The sequence below is a fragment of the Kocuria oxytropis genome, assembly GCF_040981195.1.
Lineage (GTDB): Bacteria > Actinomycetota > Actinomycetes > Actinomycetales > Micrococcaceae > Kocuria > Kocuria oxytropis.
In genome coordinates, this window is sequence record NZ_JAVFXA010000006.1 from 126,738 (window position 1) to 142,621 (window position 15,884).

The 15,884-nt window shown below is 74.2% G+C and carries 12 protein-coding genes; 4 read left to right on the forward strand and 8 right to left on the reverse strand.

What is annotated here, in order from left to right:
* The first annotated feature begins 3 nt into the window (after nt 1-3).
* Nucleotides 4-810, forward strand: a complete 807-nt coding sequence (locus tag QYM41_RS08300) for an alpha/beta fold hydrolase (protein ID WP_368799267.1) — start codon at nt 4-6, stop codon at nt 808-810.
* 70 nt (nt 811-880) lie between these two features.
* Here the strand turns inward: QYM41_RS08300 and QYM41_RS08305 are convergent, their stop codons facing one another.
* The 4 genes from QYM41_RS08305 to gatC all read right to left on the reverse strand — a co-directional run bounded on the left by QYM41_RS08305 (nt 881) and on the right by gatC (nt 5,678).
* Entirely contained in the window at nt 881-2,008 is a 1,128-nt protein-coding gene (locus QYM41_RS08305; protein WP_368799268.1) for an NAD(P)/FAD-dependent oxidoreductase, read from the reverse strand.
* 208 nt (nt 2,009-2,216) lie between these two features.
* Nucleotides 2,217-3,731, reverse strand: a complete 1,515-nt coding sequence (gene gatB, locus QYM41_RS08310; protein ID WP_368799269.1) for an Asp-tRNA(Asn)/Glu-tRNA(Gln) amidotransferase subunit GatB — start codon at nt 3,729-3,731, stop codon at nt 2,217-2,219.
* Complete coding sequence (gatA, locus tag QYM41_RS08315) at nt 3,731-5,377, reverse strand: Asp-tRNA(Asn)/Glu-tRNA(Gln) amidotransferase subunit GatA (RefSeq protein ID WP_368799270.1); 1,647 nt, start codon at nt 5,375-5,377, stop codon at nt 3,731-3,733. Before gatA ends, gatB begins: the two co-directional genes overlap by 1 nt.
* Nucleotides 5,378-5,381: 4 nt before the next feature.
* On the reverse strand, nt 5,382-5,678 hold the full coding sequence (gene gatC / locus QYM41_RS08320) for an Asp-tRNA(Asn)/Glu-tRNA(Gln) amidotransferase subunit GatC (RefSeq protein ID WP_368799271.1): 297 nt from the start codon (nt 5,676-5,678) through the stop codon (nt 5,382-5,384).
* A gap of 138 nt (nt 5,679-5,816) precedes the next feature.
* On the opposite strand from gatC, the gene QYM41_RS08325 reads away from it, so the two are divergent.
* On the forward strand, nt 5,817-6,365 hold the full coding sequence (locus tag QYM41_RS08325; protein ID WP_368799272.1) for a hypothetical protein: 549 nt from the start codon (nt 5,817-5,819) through the stop codon (nt 6,363-6,365).
* A 117-nt stretch (nt 6,366-6,482) separates the two neighbouring features.
* On the opposite strand, the gene QYM41_RS08330 is transcribed toward QYM41_RS08325, so the two are convergent.
* The 3 genes from QYM41_RS08330 to ligA form a co-directional block, all read right to left on the reverse strand.
* Nucleotides 6,483-7,208: a LysM peptidoglycan-binding domain-containing protein gene (locus tag QYM41_RS08330; protein ID WP_368799273.1), complete on the reverse strand. Its 726-nt coding sequence runs from the start codon at nt 7,206-7,208 to the stop codon at nt 6,483-6,485.
* A 455-nt stretch (nt 7,209-7,663) separates the two neighbouring features.
* Nucleotides 7,664-8,503 carry an inositol monophosphatase family protein gene (locus QYM41_RS08335; protein ID WP_368799274.1) on the reverse strand — a complete coding sequence of 280 codons (840 nt, stop codon included), beginning with the start codon at nt 8,501-8,503 and terminating at the stop codon, nt 7,664-7,666.
* 2 nt (nt 8,504-8,505) lie between these two features.
* Nucleotides 8,506-10,869, reverse strand: coding sequence for an NAD-dependent DNA ligase LigA (gene ligA / locus QYM41_RS08340; RefSeq protein WP_368799275.1), 2,364 nt, complete (start codon nt 10,867-10,869; stop codon nt 8,506-8,508).
* A 221-nt stretch (nt 10,870-11,090) separates the two neighbouring features.
* Between ligA and QYM41_RS08345 the strand changes: the two genes are divergently transcribed.
* Nucleotides 11,091-11,843 (forward strand): ZIP family metal transporter, encoded by a 753-nt coding sequence (locus tag QYM41_RS08345; protein WP_368799338.1) that lies wholly within the window; start codon nt 11,091-11,093, stop codon nt 11,841-11,843.
* Here QYM41_RS08345 and QYM41_RS08350 read toward each other — a convergent pair.
* Nucleotides 11,821-13,644, reverse strand: a complete 1,824-nt coding sequence (locus tag QYM41_RS08350; protein WP_368799339.1) for a glycoside hydrolase family 15 protein — start codon at nt 13,642-13,644, stop codon at nt 11,821-11,823. The two genes, QYM41_RS08345 and QYM41_RS08350, sit on opposite strands and share 23 nt — an antisense overlap.
* Nucleotides 13,645-13,896: 252 nt before the next feature.
* On the opposite strand from QYM41_RS08350, the gene QYM41_RS08355 reads away from it, so the two are divergent.
* Complete coding sequence (locus QYM41_RS08355) at nt 13,897-15,846, forward strand: APC family permease (RefSeq protein WP_438612568.1); 1,950 nt, start codon at nt 13,897-13,899, stop codon at nt 15,844-15,846.
* Nucleotides 15,847-15,884 lie beyond the last annotated feature (38 nt).

Genomic DNA, 15,884 nt, shown 5'->3' on the forward strand with positions numbered 1-15,884 from the left:
CGGATGGAGCACGCGTCCGCGGGCGGCAGGGCCGAGCTGGCCACCGGCGTGACCCTGGCCTGGTCGGCGACCGGGCCCTCGGCGGGCACGCCGGTGGTGATGCTGCACGGCTGGGCGGAGTCCCGCGGCGTCTTCTCGCGCCTGGTGTCCCTGCTGCCGCCGAACGTGCGCACCGTGGCTCCCGACCTGCGCGGTCACGGCGAGGCGGACAAGCCGCCGCACGGCTACGCGCTGGCCGACTGCGCCGGCGACGTGGTGGCTCTGCTGGACGCGCTCGGCCTGCCGGAGGCCGTCCTGCTGGGCTCCTCGAGCGGCGGGTACGTGGCGCAGCAGGTGGCGATCGAGCACCCTGGGCGCGTGGCGGGTCTCGTCCTGGTGGGGTCCCCGCGCAGCCTGCAGGGCCGGGCGCCCTTCGCCGACGAGATCGACCGGCTGCGGGACCCCGTCGATCCCGCGTGGGTGCGAAAGAGTCTCGGCTGGTTCCCCACGGTCCGCCCGCTGCCCGCCCGCTACCTGGAGGACCGGGTCCGGGACGGCACCCGGATGCCCGCCGCCGTGTGGCGGCGGACTCTCGAGGGCCTGACCACGGCACCGCCGCCGACCGAGGCCGGGACGATCACGGCGCCGGCGCTCCTCCTGTGGGGCGAGTGCGACAACGTCCTGACGCGGGACGAGCAGCTCTCGCTGGCCGCGGCAATGCCCGGTTCCCGCTCGGTCGTCTACGAGGACACGGGCCATCTCGTCCTGTGGGCGCGCCCCGAGCGCGTGGCGGCCGACGTCGTGGCGTTCCTGGACGAGCTCGGCCGCTGACCGGAGCACGCCCGGCCCGTGCGCGCGCCGGTCCGGTCACGTCACCCCGAGCAGCCGCTCCCCCGCAGGTTCAGCCGGCGCCGGGGCCGCCCTGGAACCGGCCCGGGTCCAGGGCGGTGGCCGTGGCCGGGGAGCACCACGGGCCCACGGCCCCGTTGAAGAGCAGGTCCGCGGCGGCGCGGGCCATCGCGGAGCTGGTCTGGAAGCCGTAGCCCCCCTGGCCCGCCAGCCACAGGACCCCTGGCACGGCGGCGTCGAAGCCGCACACGGGCACCCCGTCCGGGGCCTCGGTGCGCAGTCCGGTCCAGGCCCGCTCGATCCCGGTGGCGCCCAGGGAGGTCACGGTGTTCAGCCGCGCCAGGAGGTCCTCGACGTCCTCGAGCACCGGCTGCGCGTCGCAGGGCGCGCTGGGCACGGCCTCGGACGGGGAGACGAGCGCGCCGTTCCCGGCGCGCCGGTAGTACCAGCCGTGGTCCGCGGCGACCACCATGGGGTGGTCCGGGGCCAGGGGTTTTGCCAGCCGCACGAGGGCGGCGGTGCGCCGCAGCGGGCGCAGCCCCAGCGGGGCGCCGCCGAACAGGGCCGCCACCTGGTCCGACCAGGCGCCCGCGGCGACCACGACCTGCCGGGCCCGCAGCCGGTGCTCCCCGGCCGTGACGCGCCAGCCGGACCCGTCGGGCTCCGCCGCGGTCACGGGGGCGCCGGTGCGCACCTGCGCGCCCGCCGCCTCGGCGCGCTCCCGGTGCCACGCCACGAGGGCCGCGGCGTCGGTGCGCACGGAGGTGCTGTCGAGACGGCCGGCCTCGACCACGTCCGCCGGGGAGCAGGCCAGCTCGGGGCACAGCTCCACGAGCTCCGCGCGCGACAGCCCCCGCGTCCCCGGGGCGGCCTCGGACTGCAGCCGCTCCTCGGTCCCCACGAGGACCATGCGGCTGGGCCAGGCCAGGGGCCGGGGCGTGGCGGGCCGCGGGTCGAGCAGCCGGGCCACGGTCCACGCGGTCAGTTCGCGCACGGGTGCCGGGCCGTAGCTGGGGATCAGCTGCTCGGCCGAGCGTCCGGAGGTGTGGTGGGCCAGGGACCGCTCGGTCTCCACGAGCACGATCCCGGCTCCGCTGTCCCGCCGGTCGGCCAGCTCCGAGGCAAGGGACAGCCCGGCGATGCCGCCGCCGATGATGAGCACGTCGCACGCAGTGTCCATGGGCCCATGCTCGCACGCCGCGCAACGAGGGGTCGCCACCAGTACCCGCCACCCAGCGAGGGGTCGCTACCAGAACCCGCCACCCAGCGAGGGGTCACTATCAGAGCTCGCCACGCGGCGAGGGGTCGCGTCCTGCCGGAATCCGTGGCGGATTCCCACAAGAAGCGACCCCTCGGTGCTGTGCGGGCGCGCGGGCGGTGGTTCGGGCTCAGCCCTGGACGCCGAGCTTCTCCAGGATCAGCTCGCGCACGCGGGCCGCGTCGGCCTGCCCGCGGGTGGCCTTCATGACCGGGCCGATCAGGGCGCCGACGGCCTGGACCTTGCCGGCCTGCACCTTCGCCACGACGTCGGGCATCTGCGCCATGGCGTCGTCGATCGCCGCGGTCAGCACGCCGTCGTCGGAGACGACCGCCAGGCCGCGCTGGTCGACGATCTCGGCCGGGGAGCCCTCGCCCTCCAGGACGTGGGCGAGGACCTTCTTGGCGAGCTTGTCGTTGATCTTCCCGGCCTCGATGAGCCCGTTGAGCTCCACCACGTGCTGCGGGGTGACGCCGAGCTCGGCGATCTCCACCTCCCGCTGGTTGGCGAGGCGGGCGATCTCGCCCATCCACCACTTGCGGGCCACGGCCGGGGCGGCACCGGCGGCGACGGTGTGCTCGATCTCGTCGAGGACCCCGGCGTTGACGACGTCCCGGAACTCCTCGTCGGAGAAGCCCCAGCCGGTCCGGAGCCGCTTCCGGCGCTCCGCCGGGGGCTCGGGCAGCTCGGCCCGCAGCCGCTCGATCCACTCGTGGTCGGTGACGACCGGCACGAGGTCGGGCTCCGGGAAGTACCGGTAGTCGTCGGCGTCGGACTTGGGGCGCCCGCTCGTGGTGGAGCGGGTGTCCTCGTGCCAGTGCCGGGTCTCCTGCACGATCGTGCCACCGGAGTCCAGGACCGCGGCGTGGCGCTGGATCTCGAAGCGCACGGCGCGCTCCACGGCGCGCAGCGAGTTCACGTTCTTGGTCTCGGAGCGGGTGCCGAACGTGGCGCTGCCCTTGGGCATGAGGGACACGTTGGCGTCGCAGCGGACGTTGCCGCGCTCCATCTTCGCGTCCGAGATCCCGAGGTTCTTCACGATCTCGCGGATCATCGCCACGTACACCCGGGCCAGCTCGGGCGCCCGGGAGCCGGCGCCCACGATGGGCTTGGTCACGATCTCGATGAGCGGGACCCCGGCGCGGTTGTAGTCGACCAGGGAGTAGTCCGCGCCCTGGATGCGCCCGGCGGTCCCGCCCAGGTGCGTGAGCTTGCCCGCGTCCTCCTCCATGTGGGCACGCTCGATCTCGACCGTGAACACGGTCCCGTCCTCCAGCTCCACGTCCACGGAGCCGTTCTCGGCGATCGGCTCGTCGTACTGGGAGGTCTGGAAGTTCTTGGGGGTGTCCGGGTAGAAGTAGTTCTTCCGGGCGAAGTGGGAGACCGGGCGGATCTCGCAGCCCAGGGCGAGCCCGAGCTTGATCGCCGACTCCACGGCCACCCGGTTCACCACGGGCAGCACCCCGGGCAGGCCGAGCGAGACGGGAGTGACGTTGGTGTTCGGCTCGTCCCCGAAGACGTTGGGGGCGGCGTCGAACATCTTGGTCCGGGTGTTGAGCTCCACGTGGACCTCGAAGCCCAGCACGGGGTCGTACTTCTCCATGGCCTCGTCGAAGGACAGGACCTCTTCGGTGCTGCGGTTCATCAGCGGGCTCCTCCCCGGACGGCTGCGGACGGATCGGACGCGGCGGCGGTACCCGCCGGGTCCCGGACCAGCTCGGCGGTGTCCGGCAGCTCCTGCCAGAGCGGTCCGCCCCAGCGCTGCCGGAGCAGGGCCTCGAGGCCGGCGCCGGCGCGGTAGAGCCGGGCGTCCTGGCGGGCCGGGGCCATGAACTGGATGCCCACGGGCAGCCCGTCCTCGGGCGCGAGACCGCCGGGGACGGAGATCGCGGGGACCCCGGCCAGGTTGGTCGGGATGGTGGCGATGTCGTTGAGGTACATCTGCATGGGGTCGGCGGACTCGTCCACAGCCCCGCGCTCGAAGGCGGTGGTCGGGGACGTCGGGGACACCAGCACGTCCACCTGCTCGAACGCGGCCGCGAAGTCCCGCTGCACGAGCGTGCGGACCTTCTGCGCCGAGCCGTAGTAGGCGTCGTAGTAGCCCGCGGACAGGGCGTAGGTGCCCAGGATGATGCGGCGCTTGACCTCCGCGCCGAAGCCCGCGGCGCGCGTGGCCCCCATCACCCGCTCGATGGTCATCGGCCCGTCCTCGGGCAGCACGCGGTGGCCGAAGCGCACGCCGTCGTACTTGGCGAGATTCGAGGAGACCTCCGAGGACATGATGAGGTAGTAGGCGCCCAGGGCGTAGCGGAAGTTCGGGGTGGAGACCTCCACGACCTCGGCGCCGGCGGAGCGCAGCAGCTCCACCGCCTCCTGGAAGCGCTGCTGGACGCCGGGCTGGAAGCCCTCGCCCGTGAGCTCCTTGACCACGCCGACGCGCAGACCGGCCAGGCCGCCCTCGGCGGCACCGGCCCGGGCCTGGGCGGCGAGATCGCCGACCGGGTCCGGCAGGGACGTGGAGTCCTGGGGGTCGTGCCCGCCGATCACCTCGTGCAGCAGCGCGGCGTCGAGCACGGTGCGCGCGACGGGGCCGACCTGGTCGAGCGAGGAGGCCATGGCGATCACGCCGTAGCGCGAGACGCCCCCGTAGGTCGGCTTCACCCCCACCGACCCAGTCAGGGCGGCGGGCTGGCGGATGGAGCCGCCGGTGTCGGTGCCCAGGGCCAGCGGGGCCTGGAACGCGGTCACGGCGGCGGCGGACCCGCCGCCGGACCCGCCCGGGATCCGGGACAGGTCCCAGGGGTTGCGGGTGTCGCCGAAGGCGGAGTGCTCGTTGGAGGAGCCCATGGCGAACTCGTCCAGGTTCGTCTTGCCCAGCACCGGCATCCGGGCGGCGCGCAGCTTCCGGACCACGGTGGCGTCGTAGGGGCTCATCCAGCCCTCGAGCATCCGGGACGCGGCCGTGGTGGGCTGGCCCGTGGTGACGATGAGGTCCTTGACGGCGATCGGCACGCCGGCGAGCTCGGGCAGCTCCTCGCCGCGGGCGCGCGCGGCGTCCACCTCGGCGGCCGCGGACAGGGCCTGCTCCTCGTTCACGTGCAGGAAGGCGTTGAGGCCGGTCCGGCCGCGGCTGCGGTCGGCGGGGTCGACGGGGTCGCCGTCGGTGGCGCGGATGCGGTCCAGGTGGGCCTGGACGGCGTCGACGGACGTGACCTCACCGGCGGCGAGCTGCCGGGCGAGCTCGGCCGCGGACAGGCCGACGACGCCCTGCGGGGTTCCAGTGCTGGTCATGGGGCTACTCCTCGTCCAGGATCGCGGGCACCTTGAACTTGCCCTCGGCGGAGTCCGGGGCGTTCATCAGCGACTCCTCGGCGGTGAGGGTCTCCCCCACCACGTCCTCGCGGAACACGTTCTGCAGCGGGATGGGGTGGCTGGTGGCCGGGACGTCCGGCCCGGCGGCCTCGCTGACGGACGCGACGGAGTCGACGACGAGGTCCAGCTCCGTCGCCATGGACCGCAGCTCCTCCTCGGTCATCTCGAGGTGCGCGAGCTTCGCCAGGTGGGCGACCTGCTCGCGGGTGATCGCAGACATGCGCACTCCTGCTCGTGATCGGGGGTGGTTTCCGGTCCAGTCTAGCCGCGCGGCACGGGGCTCCCGCCCGGCTGGAGGGGCCCCCGCAGGGGCATACCCTGGAGGGACGCACCGACCACCGCACAGGAGCATCCGGACATGGCCAAGAGCACCCCCGCCCGCACGAAGAAGGACCGCGGCGCCAAGAACCGGCGTCCCGGCGCCCGGCCCGGGAAGGCCGCGCGCGCGACCTCCGCGACGGACGCCGCCAACGCCTGGCGGCAGCGGGTCAGCAAGGACGCCGCGGCGACGATCGACACCGTCATGGCCCACGTCCAGGCCGTGGCCGAGCAGCAGCTGGGGCAGCACGGGGCGTTCCCCGCCTTCCTCGTGACCGCCCGCAAGGACGGCGAGTACGAGCTCGACAGCCTGCCCGCCGAGCAGGTCGAGGAGCTGGCCCCGGACGCCGCCCTCGACGCCCTGCGGGAGCGGGCGGCGGAGCTGCGCGACGACGTCCTGTGCGCCGCCGTCGCCTTTCCCGTGACCCTGCCCGACCGCTCCGGGCAGACCGCCGCGGCCGTGCAGGTCCAGCACCGGGAGGGCGAGTCCCTGCTGGTCGTCCAGCCGTACCGGGTCAAGGGCGCCGAGCGCTCCGTGAGCTTCGGCGACGCCGCGGTGGAGCCCACCGAGCCCTGGCTGTGGACCTGAGCGCACCGGCTGCGCCGCCCGTCCGGTCCCCGGGCAAGACGAAGGGCCCCTCCGATCGGAGGGGCCCTTCGTCGTGCTGTCGCGCGGCAGGGCCGCGCGGGAGCGGTCCGCCGGGAATCAGGCGGGGATCTGCAGCACCTGACCGGGGAAGATCAGGTCCGGGTCGGAGATGATGTCCGCGTTGGCGGCGTACAGGTCCTCCCAGTTCTCGATGCCGAGCTTGTCGGCGATGGAGCCGAGGGTGTCGCCGGCGACCACGGTGTAGGTCTCGGCGGAGACCGCGGTGGAGGCCGGGGCGGCGGCGGGAGCCGGGGCCACGTACTCGACGACCGGGGCCTTGGCGACGGCCGGGGCCGCGGGGGCCGGGGCGGCGACCGGAGCGGGGGCGGCGGCGGGAGCCGGGGCCTCGACCGGGGCCGGGGCGGCGACGGACTGCGGGGTCACGACCGGGGCGTTGGCGCTGGCGTTGCCCATGGGGTTGGCGGAGGGAGCGGCGGAGCCGGTCAGACCGAGCTTCGCGGAGCAGGCGGGCCACGCGCCCCAGCCCTGGCCGTCGAGGACGTTCTCGGCCACGGCGATCTGCTGCTCGCGGGAGGCGTCCTGCGGGGCGCCGGTGCCGCCGAAGGCGGCCCAGGTGGAGGGGGTGAACTGCAGGCCACCGGAGAAGCCGTTGCCGGTGGCGGTGCTCCAGTTGCCACCGGACTCGCACTGGGCGAGGGCGTCCCAGGTGGACGCGGGGGCGGCGTTGGCCGGGAGGGCCATGGCGCCCACGGCGGTCCCGCCGAGGATCAGGGCGGCGGCACCGCGACGGACGTTGCGACGAACAGCGGAGGTGTTGGTCATGATGCTCCCTGGGCCACCTGCGCTCGTTTCCGTCCCCGGATGTCTTCGCGCCGTCGTCTACCCGTCAGAGTGTTGTCGGGTAAGTGCTTACAGGTGTCTGCCCTTTAGACGACGTGCGGTGTTACGGCAGCACCTAGCATGATCGGGTGGCGCGCCGGGAGTTCGGGCTCCAGGCACACCGGATCCCCGGAGGTGTCCTCGGGGAAGCTGTTTATCACGATAGCGTAACGATTATTGTCACGCCACCCTTTTCGCGCCCACGTGATGTATCACACGTTCGGTCGGTCCAGGGGTGCCGGCCCGTGACGGCGACCGGCGGACGGAACTCTCGTTCCGGAAGCGGAGGGCAGGCCCTCGGGAAGAACGCTTCTTCGGTAACGCTATGGCAACGTTTTGGTCTCGGTCAAGTGACGAGAGGCGTCTCACATCCGCGGGAGGAGCACCGTGCGCCCCGCTCAGCCCGGGATCCCGCGCTCGCGTGCGGTGATCCAGGCCGCGAGGCGGTCCGCGGCGGGCACCTCTCCCGCCGCCGGGGAGGGCAGCTCCGGCCGGGTCACGAGCGCGCCGGCCTCCTCGGCGACGAGCGCGCCGGCGGCCCAGTCGTGCTCGTGCAGGCCCTGCTCGCCGTAGCCGTCGAGCGTGCCGTCCGCGACCATGCACAGGTCCAGCGCCGCCGACCCCAGCCGGCGCAGGTCCGCGTAGTTGCGCATGGTGGCCAGGAAGCCCGGGATCTGGCGCTCGCGCCGGTCGGCGTCGAAGGAGAACCCGGTGCCGTAGATCCGGCCCGGCCGGCCCGGCACGGGGCCCTCGAGCCGGCGGGACGTCCCGTCCTCCTCCACCCACGCCCCGGCGCCGCGCACCGCGAAGTAGGTGCGGCGCAGGGCCGGGGCGTTGACGGCGCCCACGAGCCAGTTGCCCTCGGCGTCGGCGGCGGCCACGGACGTGCAGTAGTAGACGATGCCGCGGATGAAGTTGGTGGTGCCGTCGAGCGGGTCCACGGACCAGCGGATCCCGGAGGGGTGCTCCGGCCGGTGGGTTCCGGACTCCTCGCCGGTGACCGTGTCGTGCGGGCGGCGGTCCAGGATCGTGCGCAGCACGGCCTGCTCGGCGGCCACGTCGAAGCGGGTGACCCAGTCGCCCGCGCCGGACTTGCCGGTGACGCCCAGGCGGTCGGTGTCGCGGCCCCGCAGCACCTCCGCCCCCGCCTCGGCGGCCGCCAGGGCCAGGTCCAGCAGCTCCTCCAGCTGGGCGCCCGTGGGGCCGAGGCCCTCCAGTGCGTCGTCGTGCCGTCCCATGCTCAGGCCCCGTCCTCGTCGTCCGTGCTGCTGTCCTCGCCCGCGCTGCGGTGCGTGCTGTCCCCGCCGGGCTCCGCGCCGGACCCGGGGTCCGCCCCGGGCCCGGAGTCCGCCCCGGGCCCGGCGTCGGCTCCGGGTTCGTCCTGCGGGTCCCCGGCGTCGAAGGCCTCCGGCCCCTCGGCCAGGAGCCGTTCGAAGCCCTCCTCGTCGAGCACCGGCACGCCGAGCTGCTCGGCCTTGTCCAGCTTGGTGCCGGCGTTCTCGCCGGCCACCAGGAAGTGCGTCTTCTTCGACACGGAGCCCGAGGCCTTGCCCCCGCGCACGAGCACCGCCTCCTTGGCGGAGTCGCGGCTGAAGCGCTCGAGGGTGCCGGTGATCACCACGGTGGTGCCCTCGAGGGTCCGCGGCACGGACTCGTCCACCTCGTCCTCCATGCGCACGCCCGCCGCCGCCCAGCGCTCCACGATCTCGCAGCGCCAGGGCTCGGCGAACCACTCGGTGAGGGCCGCCGCGATCACCGGTCCCACGCCGTCGGCCTGGGCCAGGGTCTCCTCGTCGGCGTCCCGGATGGCCGGCAGCGAGCCGAAGGCGGTGGCCAGGGAACGGGCCGCGGTCGGTCCCACGTGCCGGACGGACAGGGCCACGAGCACGCGCCACAGCGGCTGCGCCTTGGCCTTCTCCAGCTCCTCGAACAGCTTGCGGGTGGTGGCGGTGGGCTCGGACGGCTTCTTGGCGGTGCCCTTGGTCCAGAAGTAGGGCACGAGCTCGGTCTCGCCCGTGGGCGTGCCGCGCGTCCTCTTCTCGCGCCGGATCCGCACCTCGCGCAAATCCTCGGGCGTGAGGTCGAACAGGTGCGCCTCGCTGGTCAGCGGCGGGACCTCCGGCTCGTCGGGCCGGGTCAGGGCGAGGGCGGCCTCGTAGCCGAGGGCCTCGATGTCGAACGCGCCGCGGCCGGCGGCGTGGAAGACCCGCTCCCGCAGCTGGGACGGGCAGCTGCGGGCATTGGGGCAGCGGATGTCCACGTCGCCCTCCTTGGCCGGGCGCAGCTCGGTGCCGCAGGACGGGCAGTGGGTGGGCATCACGAACTCCCGCTCGGTGCCGTCCCGCAGCGCCACCACGGGCCCCACGATCTCGGGGATCACGTCCCCCGCCTTGCGCAGCACCACGGTGTCCCCGATGAGCACGCCCTTGGCCTTCACCACGTCCTGGTTGTGCAGGGTGGCCATCTCCACGGTGGAGCCGGCGACCCGCACCGGCTCCATGAGCCCGAAGGGGGTGACCCGTCCGGTGCGGCCCACGTTCACCAGGATGTCCTTGAGCTTCGTGTGCACCTCCTCGGGCGGGTACTTGTAGGCCACGGACCACCGCGGCACCCGGGAGGTGTGCCCGAGCCGGAACTGGGTGCGGCGGTCGTCGACCTTGACCACGATGCCGTCGATCTCGTGGATGAGGTCGTGCCGGCGGCGGCCGTACTCCTCGATGAAGTCGAGGACGTCCTCCGTGGACGGCAGCACCTTGTAGTAGGGGCTGACCGGCAGGCCCCACCGCTCGAGCAGCGCGTAGACCTCGGACTGGGTGTCGGCGTGCAGCCCCGTGGCGGCGCCCACCCCGTGCACGTACATGGACAGCCGGCGCCGGGCCGTGACCTCCGGGTCCTTCTGCCGCAGCGAGCCCGCCGCGGCGTTGCGGGGGTTGGCGAAGGGCGCGCGCCCCTCGGCCACGATCGCCTCGTTGAGCGCTCGGAAGTCGCGCGAGGAGATGAACACCTCGCCGCGGATCTCCACCTCCTCCGGGACGTCCTCCCCGGAGAGCGCGGTGGGGATGCTCGCGATGGTGCGCACGTTGTGCGTGACGTCCTCGCCCGTGGTGCCGTCCCCGCGGGTCGCGGCCCGCACGAGCTCGCCGTCCCGGTACAGCAGGTTCACGGCGAGGCCGTCGATCTTCAGCTCGGTGAGCCACGCGGACTCCGGGGCGTCCGGCAGCGCCTCGACGGAGGCGGTGGTCTTCTCCAGCCAGGCCGTGAGCTCGTCGATCGAGAAGACGTCCTCGAGGGAGTACATCCGGGCCAGGTGGGTCACCGGCGCGAACGCCGCGGAGACCTCGCCGCCGACCTCCTGGGTGGGCGAGTCGTTGGCCACGAGCTCGGGGTTGAGCGCCTCGATCTCCTCGAGCCGCCGGTAGAGCTCGTCGTACTCCGCGTCCGAGATGGTGGGCGCGTCCTCGACGTAGTAGGCGGTCCGCGCCGCGCGCACCCGGTCCGCGAGCTGCGCGTACTGCTCCTTGAGGTCCTCGCTGGGCGGGGCGGGGTTGAGGTCCTGACCGGTGGCGTCGACGGGGCGTGCGTCTGTCCTCTGCTGTGGGCTCACCCGACCATTGTGGCCCACCGGGCGGACGTGCCGTGGCCCAGGCGCCCGGGGCCGGAGTGAGCGGCCCCCGGCCGGCCGGGGCGGCGGGTCCCGGACGCCGCTGCGGTCCGCCCCGGCCCGGGACCGCGATTGACGGTGCGGGGCCCAGGGTATGAGCTGTGCTGTGACAGGCGCGCTGACCGGTGCGGCGACACGTGACGGAGGACGAGGAGGGGCTGGTCGTGCCCGAGTGGGTCCTCGCCGGCGGTGCCGGCCTGCTGGCGGGCGGCGCGCTGCTGCTGGGCAGCGCGATCGCGTGGTTCGTCACCGTGCCCACCCGGGTGGTGGCCGTCGTGATGGCCTTCGGTTCCGGGGTGCTGATCTCCGCGCTGTCCTTCGAGCTCGTCCAGGAGGCGGTGGAGCGGGGCGGACTCGCGGCCACCTCCCTCGGCTTCCTGGTCGGCGCCGTGGTGTACGTGGGGCTCAACGTCCTGCTGGCCCGGCACGGCGCCCGGCACCGGAAGCGGTCGGGGACGCAGCAGCCCTCGCAGGCCGAGCACAGCGGCAGCGGCGGGGCGATCGCCGTCGGGGCCCTGCTCGACGGGGTGCCGGAGTCCATGGTGCTGGGGCTGAGCTTCCTGACCGGCCCCGGGCTGAGCCTGCCGATGTTCGCCGCGGTGTTCATCTCCAACGTCCCCGAGGGTCTCTCGAGCGCGGCGGGGTGGAAGAACGCCGGGCGCGGACCCGGCTACGTCTTCGGCATCTGGGGGTCGATCGCGGTGGCCTCTGGCCTGGCGGCCCTGACCGGCTACGTGCTGCTGGACGGGGCGGCCCCGACCGTCCTGGCCTTCGTCAACGCCCTGGCCGCCGGGGCCATCCTGGCGATGATCACCGACACCATGATCCCCGAGGCCTTCGAGTCGGCAGCCCTGTACTCCGGGCTGATCGCCACCCTGGGGTTCCTGGCGGCGTTCAGCCTGCACTCCCTGGGCTGACGGTGGCGTGGCGGGCCGGGATCGCGGTGTCGCTGCGCTCGGCGCGTCCGTGGTGGAGCTGCAGGGCGCTGCCGACGAGGCTGAAGTGGCTGAACGCCTGGGGTGTGTTGCCCAGGGCCCGTCCGGCGCGGGGGTCCCACTGCTCGCTGAGCAGCCCCACGTCGTTGCGCAGGCCCAGGAGCCGTTCGAAGAGCTCCACCGCCTCGGCCCGCCGACCGGCACCGGCCAGGGCGTCCACGAGCCAGAAGGAGCAGGCGAGGAACACGCCCTCGCCCCCGGGCAGCCCGTCCTCGGTGTGCTCGGGGCGGTAGCGCAGCACCAGGCCGTCCACGCTCAGCTCCCGCCGGACCGCCTCGATGGTGCCGAGGACCCGGGGGTCGTCCGGGGGCAGGAACCCGACGCGCGGGATCAGCAGCAGCGCGGCGTCCAGGGCCCGGCTGCCGTAGGCCTGCACGAAAGTGTTGCGCTCGGCGTCGAAGCCGTGCCGCAGGACGTCGGCGTGGATGGTCTCCCGCAGCGCCTCCCACCTCTCGACCGGTCCGGGCAGACCGGAGACCCGCACGCCGGCGGCCATCCGGTCCGCGGCGACCCAGGCCATGACCTTGGAGTGGGTGAAGTGCTGCCGCGGGCCGCGGACCTCCCAGAGCCCGTTGTCCGGGGTCCGCCAGGCTCCCTCGAGGTGGTCCATCAGGGCGGTCTGGATGTCCCAGGCCTCCTCCTGCGGGCCGAGCAGGGTGGTGCGGGTCAGGGCGAGCCCGTCGAGCACCTCCCCCCACACGTCCAGCTGCAGCTGGTCGGCCGCGGCGTTGCCGACCCGCACCGGCGTGGAGCGTTCGTAGCCGCCCAGCCACGGCAGGGTCAGCTCGGGCAGCCGGCGGCGGCCGTCGACGCCGTACATGATCTGCAGCTCGGCCGGGTCCCCCGCCACCGCCCGCAGCAGCCACTCCCGCCACGCCGCGGCCTCCTCGGTGTAGCCGGCCGCGAGCATCGCCTGCAGCGTCAGCGTGGCGTCGCGCAGCCAGCAGTAGCGGTAGTCCCAGTTCCGCGGTCCGCCGGGCTGCTCGGGCAGCGAGGTGGTGGCCGCGGCCACGATCCCCCCGGTCGGGGCGAAGGTGAGGGCCTTGAGCGTGATCAGGGAGCGCTGGACCGCCTCCCGGTAGGGCCCGGCGGCCCGGCTGCGCGCGGACCACCGGTCCCAGAACGCCTGTGTGGCCCGGCGCGCCGCGAGCGCCTCCACCCGGTCCGGGCGCGGCCGGTGGCTCGGCGCACGAGTGAGCACGAAGGGCACGGTGTCCCCGGCGCGGACGGTGAACTCCCCCACGGTGCGGAAGTGCTCCCCGCGCAGCGGCACCGGGGTCGTCAGGTACACGGCGTCCGGTCCGGCGATCGCCTGGATCCCCCCGGGCACCTGCCGCACCCAGGGCACGACGTGCCCGTAGTCGAAGCGCAGCACCAGCTCCGTGCGCACCTCCACGGACCCGGTGAGGCCCTCGACGATGCGCACCACGTCGCAGTGACCGTCCCGCGGGGGCATGAAGTCGACCACCCGCACGCTGCCTCCCGGGACGTCCCACTCCGTCTCGAGCACCAGCGTCCCGGGGCGGTAGCGGCGCCGGGTGCACCGCGCGGCCCCGGCCGGGGCCAGCACCCAGCGCCCGGCCTCGGAGGTGTCCAGCAGCGCGGCGAAGCACGCCGGGGAGTCGAAGTCGGGCAGGCACAGCCAGTCCACGGACCCGTCGCGGCCCACCAGGGCGGCGGTGTGCAGGTCCCCGATGAGCGCGTAGTCCTCGATCCGGCCCACGGTCCCCACCGGCTCCTTCCTGCCCGCCCGGCGGCCCCCGGGGCGGGGACCGGTCGGTCGGTGAGCACACCGTAGACCCGGCCGGTGCGGATCACCACACCCGAACCGGGTCCCCCGGCACCGGACGGGCGTACGATGAGCCGCGCCGGCGCCGCTCCGCCGGAGGAAGGGGTCCCCGTGCACCCTGTGCCGCCCGGTGGCCGGGAGCAGCGGCCGGAACGGCCCCGCGGGGCGCGCTCCGGGTTCCGGGCCATGCCCGCCCGGGTGGTCCGCGCCGCGCCGCCGGCGCCCCGGCACCGGGTGTCCCGGTGGCTGGCGGTCCACCAGGTGGCCCCGGTGGGGCCGGCGGTGGCTGCGTCCGACGAACGGGTCCAGCCCTGGTGGAAGGTGATGTGCCTGACCGGGGTGGACTACTTCTCCACCCTGTCCTACCTGCCGGCCATCGCGGCGCTGACCGCCGGGGTGTTCTCCCCGCTGGCCACGCTGCTGATCGTGGTGCTGACCCTGGCGGGGATGCTGCCGATGTACCGCCGGGTCGCCGCCGAGAGCCCGCACGGGCAGGGGTCGGTGGCGATGCTCGAGAACCTGCTGCCGTTCTGGCGCGGGAAGGTCTTCGTGCTGGTGCTGCTGGGCTTCGTGGCGACGTCCTGGATCATCACGATCACCCTCTCGGCGGCCGACGCGACCGTGCACGTGCTGGAGAACCCCTACGCCCCGGCCGTCCTGGACGGTCACCAGGTCGGTCTGACGGTGGGGCTGCTGGTGGTGCTGGGGGCGGTGTTCCTGCTGGGCTTCACCGAGGCCGTGGCGGTGGCCGTGCCCCTGGTGGCGGTGTTCCTGGGCCTGAACGCGGTGATCATCGCCGCCGGGGCGGTCGAGATCGCCGCGGACCCGGCGCTGATGGCCGGCTGGGGCGAGGCGCTGACCCGCAGCGGGGGCCCGGCCCACGTGGTGGCCCTGTCCGTGCTGGCCTTCCCCCTCCTGGCGCTGGGACTGTCCGGGTTCGAGACGGGGGTGTCGATGATGCCGCTGGTGGCCGCCGCCGGGGACACCCCGGCCGAGCGGCTGGCGCAGCGGATCCGCAACACGCGCCGGCTGCTCACCGCCGCCGCCGTGATCATGAGCGGCTATCTCCTGGGCTCCTCCTTCGTCACCACGGTCCTGATCCCGGCCGAGGAGTTCGAGCCGGGCGGGGCCGCCAACGGCCGCACCCTGGCCTACCTGGCCCACGAGCACCTCGGGGAGGGCTTCGGCACCGCCTACGACCTCTCCAGCATCCTGATCCTCTGGTTCGCCGGGGCCTCGGCCATGGCGGGGCTGATCAACATCGTCCCGCGCTACCTGCCCGGCTACGGCATGGCCCCGGAGTGGGGGCGGCTGGTTCGCCCGGTGGTGCTCGTCTACACCACGATCAGCATCGGGATCACGCTGGCCTTCCGCGCCGACGTCGACGCCCAGGCCGGGGCCTACGCCACGGGGGTGCTCGTGATGATGCTCTCCGGGGCCGTGGCCGTGACCGTCTCGGCCCGCCGGCGCCGGCGGCGCGGGGCCGCGGCCGGTTTCGCGGTGCTGGTGCTGGTGCTCGGCTACGCCCTGGTGGACAACGTCGCCCTGCAGCCCGGCGGCCTGGTCATCTCGGGGTTCTTCATCACGGGGATCATCGTGATCTCGATGGTCTCCCGGGTCTACCGCACCACGGAGCTGCGCGCCGAGCGCATCACGTTCGACGCCGCGGCGCGCCGGTTCATCGAGGACTCCCTGGTCTACGACGGCCGCCTGGACATCGTCGCCCACCGCCCCGGGGGCAGCAGCGGAGGCCGGTACGCCGCCAAGGAGGCCGTCCAGCGGCGGGTCAACCCGGTCCCCGGCAGCGCGGACGTGATCTTCCTGGAGGTCGGCATCAGCGACCCCTCGGACTTCAGCACCGAGCTGACGGTCCACGGCGTGGAGGTCCACGGGCACCGCATCCTGCGCACGGCCAGCCCGGCGGCGCCCAACGCCATCGCGGCAATCCTGCTGGCCCTGCGCGACGCCACCGGCGTGGTCCCGGAGGCGTACTTCGACTGGTCCGAGGGCAACCCGGTCACCCACCTGCTGCGCTACCTGCTGCTGGGCCAGGGCGACACCGCCCCGGTGGTGCGGGAGATCCTCCGCGAGCACGAACCGGACCCCGGCCGGCGCCCCGGCGTGCACGTCGGCTAGCCAGGGCACCGGAGGCGAGCACACCGGCGGCCCTCAGC

Bases quoted from the DNA above. Each gene is read 5' to 3' on its own strand.
- QYM41_RS08300 (WP_368799267.1), top strand. From the start codon at position 4: ATGGAGCACGCGTCCGCGGGCGGCAGGGCCGAGCTGGCCACCGGCGTG.
- QYM41_RS08305 (WP_368799268.1), bottom strand. From the start codon at position 2,008: ATGGACACTGCGTGCGACGTGCTCATCATCGGCGGCGGCATCGCCGGG.
- gatB (WP_368799269.1), bottom strand. From the start codon at position 3,731: ATGAACCGCAGCACCGAAGAGGTCCTGTCCTTCGACGAGGCCATGGAG.
- gatA (WP_368799270.1), bottom strand. From the start codon at position 5,377: ATGACCAGCACTGGAACCCCGCAGGGCGTCGTCGGCCTGTCCGCGGCC.
- gatC (WP_368799271.1), bottom strand. From the start codon at position 5,678: ATGTCTGCGATCACCCGCGAGCAGGTCGCCCACCTGGCGAAGCTCGCG.
- QYM41_RS08325 (WP_368799272.1), top strand. From the start codon at position 5,817: ATGGCCAAGAGCACCCCCGCCCGCACGAAGAAGGACCGCGGCGCCAAG.
- QYM41_RS08330 (WP_368799273.1), bottom strand. From the start codon at position 7,208: ATGACCAACACCTCCGCTGTTCGTCGCAACGTCCGTCGCGGTGCCGCC.
- QYM41_RS08335 (WP_368799274.1), bottom strand. From the start codon at position 8,503: ATGGGACGGCACGACGACGCACTGGAGGGCCTCGGCCCCACGGGCGCC.
- QYM41_RS08355 (WP_438612568.1), top strand. From the start codon at position 13,897: ATGCCCGCCCGGGTGGTCCGCGCCGCGCCGCCGGCGCCCCGGCACCGG.